The sequence below is a fragment of the Psychrobacter sp. CX16 genome (assembly GCF_057396245.1).
In genome coordinates, this window is record NZ_JBXYJF010000012.1 from 38,328 (window position 1) to 55,089 (window position 16,762).

14 protein-coding genes are annotated in these 16,762 nt (G+C 43.6%); 8 read left to right on the plus strand and 6 right to left on the minus strand.

Features of this window, described 5'->3' with window-relative positions; all coding sequences use genetic code 11:
* Positions 1–124 precede the first annotated feature (124 nt).
* Together AC2SLM_RS06110 and AC2SLM_RS06115 are read right to left on the minus strand one after the other, a co-directional pair.
* A complete protein-coding gene (locus tag AC2SLM_RS06110) occupies positions 125–1,372 on the minus strand; it encodes an enoyl-CoA hydratase/isomerase family protein (RefSeq protein ID WP_486552625.1) in 1,248 nt (415 codons plus the stop codon).
* Positions 1,373–1,647: 275 nt separating this feature from the next.
* The gene (locus AC2SLM_RS06115) at positions 1,648–3,318 is read right to left on the minus strand and encodes a fatty acid--CoA ligase (RefSeq protein ID WP_486552627.1); all 1,671 of its coding nucleotides are present in this window, start codon (positions 3,316–3,318) and stop codon (positions 1,648–1,650) included.
* A gap of 322 nt (positions 3,319–3,640) precedes the next feature.
* Between AC2SLM_RS06115 and xseA the strand changes: the two genes are divergently transcribed.
* The 8 genes from xseA (at position 3,641) to AC2SLM_RS06155 (ending at position 12,289) form a co-directional block, all read left to right on the plus strand.
* Positions 3,641–5,182: an exodeoxyribonuclease VII large subunit gene (gene xseA / locus AC2SLM_RS06120; RefSeq protein ID WP_486552629.1), complete on the plus strand. Its 1,542-nt coding sequence runs from the start codon at positions 3,641–3,643 to the stop codon at positions 5,180–5,182.
* Between the two features lie 89 nt (positions 5,183–5,271).
* Positions 5,272–5,544: an exodeoxyribonuclease VII small subunit gene (gene xseB, locus AC2SLM_RS06125; protein ID WP_486541247.1), complete on the plus strand. Its 273-nt coding sequence runs from the start codon at positions 5,272–5,274 to the stop codon at positions 5,542–5,544.
* 44 nt (positions 5,545–5,588) lie between these two features.
* Positions 5,589–6,788 (plus strand): glycerate kinase, encoded by a 1,200-nt coding sequence (locus AC2SLM_RS06130; protein WP_486552631.1) that lies wholly within the window; start codon positions 5,589–5,591, stop codon positions 6,786–6,788.
* 274 nt (positions 6,789–7,062) lie between these two features.
* Positions 7,063–7,221 (plus strand): hypothetical protein, encoded by a 159-nt coding sequence (locus AC2SLM_RS06135; protein ID WP_486552633.1) that lies wholly within the window; start codon positions 7,063–7,065, stop codon positions 7,219–7,221.
* A gap of 255 nt (positions 7,222–7,476) precedes the next feature.
* Entirely contained in the window at positions 7,477–9,243 is a 1,767-nt protein-coding gene (gene ggt / locus AC2SLM_RS06140) for a gamma-glutamyltransferase (protein WP_486552673.1), read from the plus strand.
* Positions 9,244–9,353: 110 nt separating this feature from the next.
* Positions 9,354–9,572, plus strand: a complete 219-nt coding sequence (locus AC2SLM_RS06145; protein WP_486541253.1) for a hypothetical protein — start codon at positions 9,354–9,356, stop codon at positions 9,570–9,572.
* Between the two features lie 126 nt (positions 9,573–9,698).
* Entirely contained in the window at positions 9,699–10,577 is an 879-nt protein-coding gene (locus AC2SLM_RS06150; RefSeq protein WP_486552634.1) for a prolipoprotein diacylglyceryl transferase, read from the plus strand.
* 41 nt (positions 10,578–10,618) lie between these two features.
* On the plus strand, positions 10,619–12,289 hold the full coding sequence (locus AC2SLM_RS06155; protein WP_486552635.1) for a radical SAM protein: 1,671 nt from the start codon (positions 10,619–10,621) through the stop codon (positions 12,287–12,289).
* Positions 12,290–12,369: 80 nt separating this feature from the next.
* Here the strand turns inward: AC2SLM_RS06155 and AC2SLM_RS06160 are convergent, their stop codons facing one another.
* The 4 genes from AC2SLM_RS06160 to AC2SLM_RS06175 form a co-directional block, all read right to left on the minus strand.
* On the minus strand, positions 12,370–14,268 hold the full coding sequence (locus AC2SLM_RS06160) for a DUF4178 domain-containing protein (RefSeq protein ID WP_486552636.1): 1,899 nt from the start codon (positions 14,266–14,268) through the stop codon (positions 12,370–12,372).
* A complete protein-coding gene (locus AC2SLM_RS06165) occupies positions 14,265–15,296 on the minus strand; it encodes an SPFH domain-containing protein (protein WP_486552637.1) in 1,032 nt (343 codons plus the stop codon). The genes AC2SLM_RS06160 and AC2SLM_RS06165 overlap by 4 nt, the downstream gene beginning before the upstream one ends.
* Positions 15,297–15,431: 135 nt before the next feature.
* Positions 15,432–15,839, minus strand: coding sequence for a DUF350 domain-containing protein (locus AC2SLM_RS06170; protein ID WP_486552639.1), 408 nt, complete (start codon positions 15,837–15,839; stop codon positions 15,432–15,434).
* 338 nt (positions 15,840–16,177) lie between these two features.
* The gene (locus AC2SLM_RS06175) at positions 16,178–16,744 is read right to left on the minus strand and encodes an S-adenosylmethionine decarboxylase family protein (protein WP_486552641.1); all 567 of its coding nucleotides are present in this window, start codon (positions 16,742–16,744) and stop codon (positions 16,178–16,180) included.
* Positions 16,745–16,762 lie beyond the last annotated feature (18 nt).

Consider the following 16,762-nt stretch of genomic DNA (forward strand, 5'->3'; position numbering starts at 1 on the left):
TTTATTTGCAACGTCGTTTTTCCTAGATATTCAGTAAATATTGTTTAAATTTAACCATTCGATTCACAACAAAAAAGGGAACAGTAAATTTACTATTCCCTTTTTTAACCAACAAGTATTAGACCTACTCTAAATCTTCGAAGTGTCCTCGAATATACGCCTGCCCTTCACTATCTAAACATTCATCGAGCGTTCGGCTCCACTGTGGGTTTCGATCTTTATCAATTAATAACGCACGCACCCCTTCACTGAAATCAGGATAGATCACACAATGCAGTGCCACATTGGCCTCTAATGCCATGACCTCTGATAGTGATAAATTATGCGCACGCTGATACATTTCGTAAGTAATTGCCTTGGTTACGGGGCAGCCGTAACGGTAATTACCGACTGCTACTTTAAACCAATCGCTATCGGCGCATTTAGGGAAAAATTTCTCAAGCTTACTGTCTGATTGCAAAATAGCATCAATTTTATCTAGGCCACCATAATTCATTAGCCGCTGAATTGAGGGCATAAACTTTGCGACATTGCTTGGTGCAAACTCGATGCTTTTGCTAGATTCGATGCTAAATTTATTTAGAGTATTTGTGGCAACATTATGCAGCTTAGCTCTTAGATTTTTTATATTCTTCTCAGCAAGCACACTACTCCAGTCAGCTTCGCACAAACAGCGTAGCATGACATCAAAATCTTGGCTGCTGGCTTTAAAGTCAGCCAAGTTACACAGTAAAGCATCATTAGCATTGGCATCCGCACCGGTTAATCCCATAAACAAACCGGTCTTGGCTGGGAATCTTTGTAAAAACCAGCTGCCTGTCGCATCAGGGAACAGTCCAATATTCACCTCTGGCATGGCAGCGCGGGTGGTCTCAGTCACAATACGGTGGCTACTGCTGCTCAGTATGCCCATACCGCCGCCCATCACAATACCACTACCCCAAATGATAATTGGCTTATAATACTCATGCATTTGGGTATCAAGATGGTACTCATTGGCAAAGAAGGCCACTGCTTCAGGCGGTGCAATGCCCTCACCGTCCCATTGCTGGCGTGCTTGATACAATTGGCGAATATCGCCGCCCGCACATAAGGCACGCTCGCCTGCCCCGCGCACTACAACAGCAACCAAATCTTGCTGATTCTCCCATAACGCCAGTTGCTCACTCATCAGCTGACACATCTGGGTGGTCAGCGCATTCAATGATTTTTCACGGTTTAGAGTAATCAGACCTATCTGTAAGTCATCTTTAATAGGAATCAGCTCAAACAATACTTCCTGCTCTGTGATAGATGCAGATGACTGCGATGACACTGCGATATCAGTAGCCTCTTTGCCCTTGGCTACTGAACTTTTGTTATTAGTTTGCATGTGAATATTTGCCCCAGTTTAAATAGCTTTATTTGTATTAAAGGATAAAACTGATGATTGTTTGAATAAATTTACGACTTAATAATGAGGTTATTTAACTTCTCATAACCTCTCTGAGTGTGATAACTGCCCATTATCAGACACATTTTTAATAGGGGGCTATACTAGCATATTGGCTTTTATACAAAAAGCCGCAGCATCACTACCACGGCTTATAAATATTACTCAAGGGTTCAAACATCAGCTTAATAAAGCCAGTTGAATTTAAAAAAACCTTAAATAGTCGTTTGACCCGCGAACATCTCACGCATCAGCTTTTTATCATGCTTACCGACCGATGTTTTAGGTAAATCATCAACAATCTTATACTGCTCTGGCACACCATACTTAGGAATCATGCCTTTTTCAGCAGCTTTTTCGGCAATGGCTTTGATATCCTCAACCGTCACATCCTGACAGTTAGGCTTCAACACAATTGCCGCCAGTGGACGCTCGCCCCACTTCTCATCACGTACACCAATCACTGCCACATCAGCGACTGCAGGATGCAAGGATAAAATGGTCTCAATCTCTAAGGAAGATATCCATTCACCACCCGACTTAATCACATCTTTTAGACGGTCGGTGATTTTTAACGTGCCATCTTCGGTCATAAACGCAATATCTTCAGTATGCATATAGCTGCCTACCCATAGCTCATCACCGGCATCGGCATTTTTGAAGTAGCTTTGAGTGAGCCAAGGCGCACGTAACACAAGCTCGCCGGTTTGCTTACCGTCATGTGGCAGAGCATTACCGTCGCCATCCCAAATTTTGGCTTCTACCATAATCACAGGCTTACCAGTCAAGCTGCGGCGTTTGGCATCTTCCTCAAGGCTCAGCTCTGGATCATCTGATCTAAATTCAGTCAAACTTATCAGCGGTGCAGTCTCTGACATGCCATAACCAGTATAAACCTCGATACCTGCCGATAACGCCGTTTTTGCCAAGCCCTCAGATAAGCGTGACCCACCAATAATCATCTTTAGACCATTAAAGCGCTTGCCTTCTGCATCAGCTTGCTTAAGTAGCATCTGCAAAATCGTCGGTACACAGTGAGTAATACTCACCTTTTCCGTTTCAATTAGCTTAAGCATCACATCAGGCGCATAACGACCCGGATAAACCTGCTTCATGCCGAGCATGGTTGCGGTATAAGGAAAACCCCACGCCAGCACATGGAACATCGGCGTCATCGGCATATACACATCACCAAGTACTAAGCCTTGCTTCTGTGGCAATACACCCAAAGTTGCCGCTTCTGCTAATGCATGCAACACCAACTGACGGTGACTAAAGAAAACACCTTTTGGATTACCTGTGGTGCCAGATGTATAAAAAGTAGTCGCGATAGTATTTTCATCAAAGTCTTGAAACTCAAACTCATCACTGGCATCGGCAAGCAGCGCTTCATATTCACCAAGCAAACGCTCCTGATTGATACCAAACACCCCATCACTGCTGGTGCCATTGTCATCAAGCCAAATGATATGCTCAATCGATGAGTTCTCAAACTGATAATCCTTCACCATCGGCGCAAACTCAGAGTTTAGCAGTAACACTTTCGGCTTGGCATGGTTGATGGTGTACAGCACTTTCTCTGGGGACAATCGAATATTAACGGTCTGTAGCACATACTGCGACATCGGAATCGCAAAGTAAGATTCCAAAAAGCGGTGACTGTCCCAGTCCATAACCGCAATCACGTCGCCTTTCTCAAGATTTAGACTATCCAATACATTTGCAAGCTTCGCAATACGCGTAAACAGCTCGCTATAGGTCATGCGTTTTTTATCCGCATAAACAATTTCTTCATTCTGAGAGGTGACTTTTGAGCGGTTTAATAACTGCTTAATGGTAAGAGGGAAGTTATAGGCTTGCGGGGCGGCATTATAGTTATTTATCATTTTAAAGTCCTTTTTGAGGAGTATATAATCGGTTGTTGTCATACATCCACTGTAATACATTCAGGCGTTTATTTCTATAACAGACTGAAAAAGCAGATGAAATTTATTGCAAAGTTTACCATTAGGCTACCTATTTTTGACGCGCTTCATCACTTCTAACATAGATTAACTATCCCTTTCTCACTTCAAATATAATCAATTGATAATGGCAACTTACCACAACCAAAAGTTGAGATTGATGTCATACTGGCTATAATACCCTTCTGCTTATTAAACAAGCATAATAATTATAAAATCCACCTCTCTGATACAGACTGATACTATGCCTAAGCCAGACTTATCTCGCCTCGACTCTCTCCCATCAGCTGACACAGGCTTTGACGCCGAAAAATTTGACAGCGATGAGCTAATTGATCCTGTAGCCGATGAGTTAGAAAACACGGTACTCAGACTCAGCGATTATCTGGCAGCGGTTGAGCTGGTGGTCAAAGAAACTTTTAGCCACAGCGTTTGGGTTAAAGCGGAGATTCGTAACTTGTCCAGCAAGGGCGGGCATTATTACTTTGAACTGGCCGAAAAAGACGACGATGGCAAAGTTATCGCCAGTTGCCGAGGTAACTTATGGCGATTTAAAGCGGCACGTGTATTGGCTAAGTTTGAACGTGCTACTGGTATGGCGTTAGAGCGTGACGTTACTGTTCTACTTAATGTAACAGCAAACTTCCATCCGCTCTACGGGTTTTCATTAACTATTAATGACATTGATCCCAGTTATACCTTAGGTGACTTGGCTCGCCAATATGCAGCCATGTTGGAACGACTTAGCGCTGAAGGCCTACTCAGCTTAAACAAGCAAGTGCCTACCCCATTTGATATTGAGCATGTGTTGGTTATTGCGCCCAAAAAGGCTGCTGGACTTGGCGACTTCCGAGCCGATGCCGATACGCTGCAGCGCACCGGTGCTTGTCACTTCCACTATCATTATGCCACATTCCAAGGCAATCATGCGCCCAAAGAGATACGTCACGCCATTACCAAAGGCATGCTCACCTTTAAAAAAGAATACGATTGCCTGCCCGATGTCATGGTGATTATTCGTGGCGGCGGTGCAGTTGGCGACCTAGCCTATCTGAACGATTATGAATTAGCTGCTTTGGTTGCCGAACAGCCTATTCCTGTATGGGTTGGTATCGGTCATGAACGTGACAGTGTCATTTTAGATGAGATTGCGCATACCAGTTTTGACACGCCATCAAAGGTGATTGCCGGTATCGTTAATCACCTTGCCAGCCTGATGCAGCGTACTCAAGGCTATGCTGATGCCATTCAGCGTATTAGCCAGCAGCAGTTAACTCATGCGGCTATGAGTACCGAGCGTCAATTCTCATCCATCCAAAGTCTAAGCACCCATAACCTGCAGCGTTGGCAACATCTAAGTGACCGCCACTTTCATAGCATTGAGCAACACGCCAAGTTCCAATTGCGTGAAGCAAGCATGACAACCGAATCTAACATGCAGCGCATTCAGCAAATGAGCTATAGCCACTTATCACGTGCCAGCACTTCGATTGATGCACTGCATCAAACCACCAAAGAAAGCAGTCGTAAGCTGCTTTCTGATGCTGCCCAACAAGTGCGTTATTATCAGCAAGTAGTCTTAATACAAAACCCTGCCCGCCTGCTTGACCAAGGTTATGCCTTTGTTCAAAACTCAGAAGATAAATACCTAAACTCAGTCACTAGCGTTGAAAAAGGTGACTTTATTAAAGTGGCCATGAGCGACGGTGAGTTAAATGCAGTGGTTTATGCTGTCAATAAATATCCAGATGCGGATACGGATTCTACCGAAAATGACCAGAGTTAAACCCAAGCTACAATCTGCTTCACTTTTATATTGATTTTTAATCTACCCTCTCAAAACATATTAACTTTTATCATTATAAGGATTCTATTATGGCCACACGTACTCGTAAAAAAGCGACCCCAAAAACATTCAAAGACGCCTATCAAATTCTAAAAACCAATGCCGAAGAATTACAAAACTCAAATGAGCCCGACATCGACAACCTGATGAATACAGTTGAGCAGTCCATCGCCGCTTATAAAGTATGTCAAGCACGTATTGAAGCGGTACAACAAGCGCTTGATGCCGCTTTTGACGAAGAGGTTGTAGAAGATGAGCCTAGTCAGGATGATGCGACTGAAACTGAGAGTTCAGCTGAGTAATCTGACTTGCTGTTATAGATAAACCTGTAAAGCTAAGGCGCTTAATGAATATTCTAATCGCACCAGACTCATTTAAAGAAAGCCTAGACGCTATTGATGTCTGTAACGCTATTAAAGAAGGCTTTAGTCAGGTTTATCCTAATGCAGAATATCACTTATTGCCACTGGCTGACGGCGGTGAAGGCACTTCAAGTGTCTTATCCTATGTATTAGATGGCAAGTGGCAACAACTTAAAGTACATGACCCTTTGATGCGACCCATCACTGCCAAATACTTTTTAACTGATGATGGCATGGCGATTATTGAAGTCGCTGAAGCATGCGGATTGCACTTATTAACACCAAGCGAGCGCAATCCATTCATTACGACCACTTACGGTGTCGGTGAAATGATAGCGAATGCCATTGGCAAAGGCGCCACGCAATTGCTTATTGGGCTTGGTGGTAGTGCGACCAACGATGCAGGTATTGGCATGTTACAAGCGTTAGGGGTCAAAATATCCGGCGCTAATAGCAATCTGTTAAGCGTAGGCGGTGCAAGTCTTATTGATATTCACACTATCGACCTCACAAGTTTAAAAGACTTACTGTCTACTGCCAAAATTACGGTGGCTTGTGATGTGACCAGTCCACTGTGTGGCCCTACTGGCGCAAGTCATGTGTTTGGTACGCAAAAAGGCGCCTCTTCTGATGACGTGCTCCATTTAGATAAAGCGCTGGCTCACTTTGCGTCTGTGACAGAATCTGTTGCTGCTAGTTCAACTGGCGCTCACAGCATTAACGCCAACTGTGATAAGGTTGAGGGCGCAGGTGCAGCAGGTGGCTTAGGTTTTGCATTTATGGCTTACTGCCAAGCCGAATTAAAATCAGGATTTGATACGATTGCTGAAGCTATTCAACTAGACCAGCACTTAGCGAATGCTGACTTAGTCATTACCGGTGAAGGTAAACTTGATGCCCAAACTGCTATGGGTAAAGTCGCCAGCGGTGTGGCATTGCGAGCCAAAGCTATTGACCCAAGTCTGCCTGTTATGGCTATTTGTGGAAGCGTTGATCGTAATTTGAGTGCTCGAAACCACACCGAAAGCCCAGTTTTTGATAACGCACCATTTGACGTTGTTCTACCTAGTATTCTAAAGCTTGATAAATTAGAAAATATACTGGCAGGCGCTTACTCTAATTTGGCGCAAACGGCTTATCAGCTGGCCACTTGCTTGAAGCTAGGACAACACTTTAATCGCTGAAATAATTTAAAATTCACATAGATACACAGGAGAACTCTAAAACTTAAGAAGCCTAAACTTTTATTATCCACCTTATTATTAATAACTGTTGCCGTCACTGGCTATAACTTTACACATATAGGCTGCTGCTAACTTAGGTAATGCAGATGCGAAAAGAGATTACCATTAACTGCTTATCTTCACCTGCGTTAACAATACAACCTCATCACAAGCCCATTCTAATGCTACAGTTATCACTGACATCAATCTCTTTAAAAAGGGTCTAAACGGATTGATGCAGGATGCCAAAGCGTTTAATGGTAACACTCAGTCTATTTATCAGTCCTTTGATTATTCAATCGATAAAGCCAGAAGCGATATGACAGAGCCTCTTGAACGTGTACTAAATACTAAAGATGCGACCCAATATCCAGAGCTTGCAGATAATATCTAGCTGTTTTTAATTTTTAATGACTATCATGGTTCGTTTAAAACCAAATATACCAAACCAAACTCAATCTATAAGCTAATGACTAATCTGGTCTGACCCAGGCCACTCAACAAGGAAGTAAGAAAACAAAATGACTATTAATAAACCAGCCACTCAACAAGGAAGTGAGAAAACAAAATGACTATTAATAAAGCAAATTCAAAAATCCACCCTCACAAGAGACTTATCATCACAACTTTAGTCAGTTTAAGCTTGGGGATGACCACGCTGGCCAGTGCTGAAGTAAAGCCATTAGAGATATCTGAAACCAAAACTTATAAAGCGCTCAGCACATCGCAGCAACAGTCGATGACGCAAGGTCAATCTTCAGCAGACGTTGCCATATTTTCACCAGATGCTATTCATCATCCATTATGGGCCAAAAATGGCATGGTAGCCGCGCAAGAAGCTTTGGCCTCAGAAGTTGGCCTGCAAGTCTTAAAAGACGGTGGTAATGCAGTCGACGCCGCAGTTGCTGTCGGCTTCGCTTTAGCAGTCACGCTACCACGTGCTGGTAACATTGGCGGGGGCGGCTTTATGATGATTTATGATGCCAAAACAGGTAAAACGGTTGCTCTAGATTATCGTGAAAAAGCCCCTGTCAAAGCCTATAAAGATATGTATTTAGGGGCAGATGGTGAAGCAGATTCAGAGCTTTCACGCTTCCATGGCTTGGCCGTTGGTGTACCAGGCACAGTCGCAGGTTTGGTCACCGCTCTTAAGCAGTTTGGTACGATGCCGCTTGACAAAGTGATGGCGCCATCGATAGATTTGGCCGAAAACGGTATCGAAGTGACGCCAGGGCTGGCTGATTCATTAAATGCATTAGAAGATAGACTCAAAAAATGGCCAAGCAGTGCTAAGATTTTCTTTAAGCCTGACGGCAGCGCTTACGAGGTTGGTGAGCGTTTTTATCAGCCTGAGCTTGCCGAATCTTTAAAGCGCATTGCGACACAAGGCGCAACTGGATTCTATCAAGGTAAAACCGCTCAGCAAATCGTGAAAGCTGTTAATGACGCAGGCGGTATCATGAGTATGCAAGATTTTGCAGATTACAAAGCTGTCATGCGTGACCCTGTTCGCGGTACCTATCGTGGCTATGAGATTGCTTCAATGCCTCCGCCGTCCTCTGGTGGCGCTCATATCGTACAGATTCTCAATATATTAGAAGGCTACCCGCTCAAAGAGTACGGCCACAATAGCGCCCAAACCATTCATCTTATGTCAGAGGCGATGCAGTTAGCTTATGCCGACCGTGCAGAGTATTTAGGTGATGCAGACTTTGTGGATGTGCCTTTGACTGGCATTACATCTAAGGCGTATGCACAGCAATTAAGGTCTAAAATCAATCCTGATAAAGCCGCGCCAGCAAGCCAAATCAAACCTAACAATCCAATGCCGTATGAAAGTGATGAAACTACTCACTTTTCCATCGTCGATAAAGACGGTAATGCAGTTGCCAACACCTATACTTTAAACTTCTCTTACGGCACAGGCTTGGTCGCAGAAGGCACAGGTATTCTGTTAAATAACGAGATGGATGACTTCTCGGCTAAGCCGGGTACTGCCAATGCTTATGGGTTATTAGGTAATGAAGCCAATGCCGTTGCCGCTAGTAAGCGTCCTTTATCGTCAATGAGTCCAACGATTGTATTCAAAAACAGTCAGCCATACATCGTTACGGGAAGTCCAGGTGGTAGCCGTATCATCACCACAGTAACTCAGGTGATCTCGAACGTCATCGACCACGATATGAATATCGCTGAAGCCACTCATGCACCGCGTATCCATGATCAGTGGATGCCTGATGAAATTCGTATCGAAAAAGCCTTAAATGTAGATACAATCAATAAACTCAAATCGATGGGACATACCATTACACCAAAATCTACAATGGGTTCTACTCAATCGATTATGGTGACGCCTGAGGGCAAATATGGCTCGACAGATCCTAGACGTGTTGATTCAGCAGTCGTTGGTTATTGATAATATGGTTCATTAAAGCGCCTATTCGTTTAACATAACTGTCATAGAGAAGGGTCTGTTATTATCACTAAAATACGTTAATATAACCCTATTGGTAATAGGGAGTAAATATGAGTGATATTATCTCTTTTTTAATCGTTGGGTTAATGGGGCTTGCACAGATACTATTGCTAGTGGCTATTGTGTTTGCTCTTATAGGTTATGTTAGTAAGCAAAAAACTGAACAGACCAAATATTATGAAAAAGCAGCCAAATTCTTGCTCGCCTATACTTTATTTGGTGTGGTCGGGCTAGGCAGTTGCTTCGGCCTAATCTTATTAAGTGGTTAAAACCTGACATGCCCATAACTGACATGCCCATAAATTAAGTCATTATCAGTAATCACTCTATTTAAACCAAACTAACGGTTCATTAATTTTGACTGGCCAATTGACACTTTTAAACTGGATAGCTGCATGGTATTTGCCTATACGCCTTTATCGCCACAGACTGCCCACATACTGCATTTTATATTTGAGTGGCTTGCCTTATTGGTCGGTGTGCAGAGCTATCGTTTCTTAAAAAAGCATCAAGTAAATAAAAGTCAGGCCAAACAGCAAATCCTACCCGCATCGCACAGCACCCCTACTACTCAGTCCGCCATTATTCAAAAAATCGATACTCAACAAGCTAACGTCCAACATGCTAGCCTACTGTCTAAAGGCAATTTTGCGGTCGCCTTAGGCTGTATTTTAGGTGCTGCAGTCGGCAATAAGCTATTATTCTTAATCGAAGTACCACAAGCTTGGGCGCAATTTGGCTGGTTATCATTAGCGCTCGGTCAGACTATTGTCGGCGGCATGATGGGTGGTCTCATTGGTATTGAGATTGCCAAAAAACTGGCAGGCATCAAACATTCGACAGGGGATTTATTTATCATCCCCTTTTGTTTAGGTTTAATCGTCGGCCGAATAGGTTGTTTTTTGGCAGGACTTAATGACGGTACTTTTGGCGTAGCCACTGGCCTACCGTGGGGAATAGATTTCGGTGATGGCATATTGCGCCATCCCACACAGGTTTATGACATGCTATGGGCTGTGACCATGCTGCTCTTTTTTTACATGACCTACCCCAAATTAAAACCTGTCAGCGGGCTTAGCTTTAAGTTATTGTTTGTCAGTTATATGCTATGGCGCTTATTCATAGATGGCTTCAAACCTGTGCCCTACGCTTATTGGCTCGGCCTATCTGGCATTCAGTGGGCGTGTATACTAGCGCTAATTATCTATAGTCCATGGGTTATTAGAGATATCAGAAAGCTATATGCTTATTATCATCATCCATTAATCGCTTAATCCAGTTATTTTTATCTTTTTATTTAAGGCAGTCTCCGCTTATGTCTCGCAAAAATCGCCCTTATGAGTTTTACGATACCACAAGCTCCGTTTGCGCTACCTGCTTGTACCCTGTAGAGGCCAAGATTATCTTTAAAAATGATCAGGTTTATATGGATAAATGGTGCCCCACTCATGGCAAAGAGCGGGTGCTTATTATGGATGATGTGGACTATTATCGCAGCTGCCGCGAAGTCTATGTTAAACGTCCTGAGATGCCTGAATACTTTGCTACGCCCATGCAATATGGCTGTCCTTACGACTGCGGACTGTGTCCTGACCATATGCAGCACTCTTGTCTAAGTATTGTTGAAATCACCGATGTGTGTAATCTAGATTGCCCAGTGTGCTTTGCCGATTCGGGCATGAGTCGTGAGGCAAATTTGCCTCACCTATCTTATAAACATAAGTCTCTTGATACCGTCAAAGCCATGCTAGATACTGTCGTGGCTTGTGAGGGTGAGCCTGACGTGGTGCAATTATCCGGCGGCGAGCCAACCATGCACCCGCAGCTGTTTGAGATATTGGATTATATGCAGACGCTGCCTATTCGCCATATTATGATTAATACCAATGGTATTCGATTGGCCAAAGAGCCTGAGTTTGTGTCAAAGCTTGCTGACTATGCGTATCGCCTCAAGCAGGCCCCTAGCAATAAAACGCCCAAAGCGCAGCAACCGAATAAAGTCCAAGGATTAGAGATTTATCTACAATTTGACTCGCTCGATGATGCCCATATGCAGGCACTGCGCGGCGCAAAACTGGCCAAAATTCATCAACAAGCATTGGCCAACTTAGAGCAGCATAATCTGTCGACCACCTTAGTTGCCACTATTAAGAAGGGACTTAATGACACGCAGCTGGGCAATATTATTAAGCATGGTCTTCAATATCGCTGCGTACGTGGGGTGAGTTTTCAGCCACTCTCAGAATCGGGGCGCGTAGCATTAGACGAGGCGATGCTTGATAGCAGTAAACAGCGCCTAACCGTCTCAGAGCTGCGCCGTAAAATTGCCGAACAGTCGACTGTCTTCACTTTGCAAGATATCGTGCCTGTGCCTTGTAATCCCGATACGCTAGCCATGGGTTATGCATTGAAGACTTATGATGATGCATCTACGCCGAATAAGACTTCCACAAATACTGCACAAGCTCACGTTGCACCACTCACCCGCTATCTGACCCCAGATATTATTATGAATGGTGGTGGTAATACCATCTTATTTGAGCAAAACCCAGAGGTACAAGCTCAAGCAAAACAGCAACTGTTTAAAGTATTAAGTACCAACCATTCCCCAGAATCGCAAGCGGACTGCTTATCTGAATTACTGTGCTGCTTACCTAAAATTGATGCGCCGCATTTAAGTTACGATAACGTATTTCGAGTTATGATTGTACAGTTTATGGATGCTCAAAACTTAGATATACGGGCATTAAAAAAGTCCTGCATTCACTTTGCGCAGCCTGATGGTAAGATGATTCCTTTTGAAAGCTTTAACCTATTTTACCGCGATGACAGACAGCATAAACTGGCTGAAATTCGGCAAACACTGTCTAAAGGTTTTGCTGCAAGACAAGCTACTTCGGAGTTGACCATGGGCAATCAGTCTACTGACAATAATGATAATCGAATTCAAATAAAATCGTTATATGCGCTGTATACCCATGATTAATTAATGATTAAAGTCGATTAATAAAAAAGGGTGAATCATTTAATGACTCACCCTTTTTATTTTGGAGATTGAATTATCCCTTACTTATGGGACCCGCCTGAGCTATAGCCCGTGCGGCCGCTGCTGCCACCGCTATTGCTACTACCGCCACCAAAGCTGCCTGGAATGATGATTAGACCACCACCGCCACGTGTCGTTGCTGCTTCTTCATCTGGATTTGGCCCAGTTGCTGCAGGCCTTGAAGCGGCACCAATCATAAAGCTTACAATCAGTGCCAGTACAATAATGACCACAGAAAGGCCTTTTACGCCCGCTGAATGGTAGCTAAACGGACTGGTAACAACCTCTTCACTGACGTCATTTTTCTCGGATTCACTTGCCCTAAAATAAACGATGTAAATCAAAATAGCACCAATAATACCGACAATCAGTGAACCACCAGCCAAAATCCAAACAGCCACTTGCAAAATAGCATGCCAAGTGAGCATACCTTTTAGGCTGCCTTCATTAGTAAAGCCATGGCGCGCTAAATCTGCATCATTTTGACTCAGATAGCTACCAAACCACTGCTCAAGCTTGCTATAAGGCACTGGCTTAGCATGCGTGTAAGTAATTTCACGCTCAGTTTGCTCCGATGTAATGAGCTCATCGCCATTGGTATAATCAATCAGTAAATCGCTGTCATCAGTCTTAACTTGCCAGTTAAAGGCACCCATCGCAAAAGTAACACGATTGCGATAACCTAAGTCCACTTGGCGCCACTGCTTATCGTTATAGATGAGCTGGCCACGTTCAGCTACTGGCATTTCACTTAATACTCGTGCAACATACCAGCCGCTAGACTCCTCAGATAGCCATAAGAAACCATCTGTTAAGCTATATAGCAGATATTCTGTCCAAGAGGCGAATTCTCCCACCTCTTGTAAGCGCATAATACCGATAACCACATAATCATGATAGCCATCAGCCTCTGCTCGCTTGGTATCAGTTATGGCAAATTCACCAACATCAATAATATCTGCTGCAGAAATACGCGCTTTAGCACCCAGCGGCAAGCTACTCTCGAAGTGCTGCATTGCCGAATGCATGGCAATAAGTTCAGCTTTACTGCCACTCAATTTGCTTTCGCTATGACAAGCTGGGCACACTAAATATTCGGTGGCGCCTGCCACATAAGGTATCGGGCTACCACAATTGGGACAATCAATTTTGCTAAGCGTAATCGAATCACCTGATCCTGCTGAAGATGATTGACTGACTTGCTCATTAATCTGCCTATCGTCTTTAAGCATCTGCATATTCAGTGCGCCAAGCTCTATTGCCTGCCCTTGATGCACCACAGGAGAAGAGTCTGGACCCTCCTCTGCATAATCTAAGGTAATAAAATCGCGTTTATACTGAGCATCAATAACCCAGGTTTGCCAGCCTTCACCGACCACAAAAGGCAGCTCGCCTTCGCCAGCAATAGCATAAGCCTCACGTCTATCATTGACCTGATAAACGGTGTCTTTAAAATTGACGTTATCATTAATCGCCAAATCATCATAAGCGGGTAATTGACTCGTCTCACCCTGTCCAATCGTTAAACTATACTGACCTAATGCTTCAGACAACCAGCCACTACGTCCATCGGCAAACTGTACATACCACTCGTTCCACACGCCTTGTCCATACTGCAACTGGACACGACCAATCACAGCAAAATCGCTTGATTCAAAACGACCCACACTACCGACTTGTAGTGGCGAGTAATCCTCAATCGTTAGCGACTGCTTGCCTTGAGCTTTGAGCGCATCGCCTTCACGCAGCACTGTGGTCTGGCAATATTCACATACCGCCATTACTGAGCCTGGTGAGGCAAATTCTACCGGCGCACCACAAGATGGACAAGCTGCCGTAAACGTCAATACATTGAAGTTACTGGGCAGCTTGGACGCTGGTTTTTTGTCGCTATTAGATGGGGTGTTTTTATCTATCATTGAGTCAACTGAGTTAGAATCTTCGTTTTCGCCTCATCATAATCTGCTTGGCTGATAAGACCTTGGTCAAGTAATCCTTTTAGCTGGCTAAGTTTCGCTGTAAAGTCAGTTGCATCTTGTTGCGGCGCTGCTTGCTGTTGTGCAGCTTGTTGTGGCTGCTGTTGCTCAGCTTTAGGTGCCATTGCCTCACTCATCACCTGACCCATGTTCATACCAACGCCTAGACCGGCACCGATACCTGCCATACCGCCTTCGTTTTTGGCGGCATGTTGAATCGCTTCGGCCGTTTGATAACGAGTATAGGCATCCATATCACCAATCATACCCATTGAAATACGCTTATCCAATGTTTTCTGTAGCTCTTCTGGCAATGATACGTTTTCGACCACAAACGATTCGATTGATAAACCATATTTAGCAAAATCAGGCTGTAGCTCTTTTTTTACTTCATCGCCCATCAGTCCTTGGTTTGCCGCTAAGTCAATAAACGCTACCTGGCTTTTACCCAAGCCTGACGCCAAATCCGAAACGATTAAGTTGCGCAGCTGTGGTTCGATTTGCTCTGCACGGTAGCTGTCATTCATACCAGTAATGGTCTGATAGAACTGAGTCACGTCGTTAATTTTGTACGAATACATACCAAAGGCACGCAAGCGAACCATACCAAAATCTGAATCACGTACAGTCACTGGCTGCGCTGTGCCCCATTTACGGCCTTGCTGCAGGCGAGTGCTGAAGAACAACACATCAGATTTAAATGGAGAATCAAAACCCATGCGCCAGTTTCTTAAGTTGGTCATAACCGGTAAGGTTTCGGTTGTCAGCTCATAACGCCCGGCAGTAAAAATATCAGCGATTTGACCTTCGTTAATGAACACCGCCACTTGCCCATCACGTACGGTTAATGAAGCACCACTTTGGATTTCATTATCCGCCATAGGGAACTTCCACATTAATACATCGTCATCTTGCCAATCCCACTCGATGGCATCAATAAATTGCTTTTTAATAAAACTTCTAAGACCCATGATCTCTATCCTTTGTATTGATTTATAAAATTTCTATCGTTGACTGTTCCGACTGATATTTAAGCATGTAGTGCATGTCTGTCATCAGTCATTCATTATGAATTTCTTTTCATATGTTTAGGGTTTGTCCTGCTTTTAAGACAAAATACCGGCATTAATGATACCCAGTACCAGTCCGCTAATACCTAATAAACCGCCAACGGCCACATTGTTTAGACGAATATGCTCTGGCACATTACCAATGACTTTAACCATAATAAAATAGCCGGCAATCTGTACTACCATAGCGATAGCGCTCCAAATGATAAACGCCATAAATCCGGTGTTATAAATGGCGCTGGCCGCTAAAGGCAGTGAGAAGCCAACCATTGTTCCGGCAAAGCTAATGGCAGCAGCGCCTGAGCCTTTGCGGATGAGGGCGATTTCATCATAAGGAGTGATGGCCATATAAATGACGGCAAACAAAATCAGCATCACCACACTACCACCAAAGTAGAAGGCGTAGTAAAGGAGTTCGGTTTGTAAACTGTCAATAGTCTGCATGTATTGTGTCCTAAGCTTTTTACTTATTTTAAAGGTAGGTTTTAGGTATAAGCATGTTTATATATCACTATGAGCGCCTAAATATTTAGCTTACTACCTATCAAAATAAGTCTAAAAAATAAGTAAAAGAGGCTAAATAAAAAAGGGTCGAATAATTGACAGCTTAACACTGCCTATTGAGATTAAGCAACAGGCTAGCTAGGATATTCACTTGCTAACTATCAGATAAGCACGAGATATAGATAAGCACCAGATAGCCATTAGATAAAATCATCCCTGCTTTGGCTAGCTACTTTATATCAGTGACCCTTACTATATACTAAAGTAATTACAATGATTTACTGTTGAAAGTTGTTCGGAATCTGATGCTGTCGTGAAACACTGTTAACATGGTGCTGCTTTGGCTCAAATAGCTGCAAACAGGCATTAAACAAAGCATCTGCTTTTGAGCTATTCTCATTAGCCACATTACACACATAGACATCCATGGTCACCGTCTGATATTCACCCCAAGTGTGCAAGCATAAGTGTGATTCAGCAAGTAATAAGGTTAACGTTACACCACTGGTTTGCGTCTGAGTAGTTGATTCCTCACTGACATTCTTTAAATCAGTCTTATCCTGCTCATCACCTTCGGCTACGTACTGCGCAAACTCATGTACTGCATGACCAACCAAGGTTAACCCTGCCTGCTCTACCGCCTCAGTTAATAAGCGCAATAATGGCTGAGTGCTGGTTAATAACTCGGGGGCGCACTGACATTGCCAGAATTCTGCCAAAATATGTTTACCCGTCATTGGATTGGTTTCTGGATGAGACGGATGGCTTACTTGGCTTAGGTTGGCATTGGTATTGGTATTGGCGTTGATATTAGTATTGTTTCTAATGCTTAGGCTATTTTTCATTTAATCACTTAGTTTTAT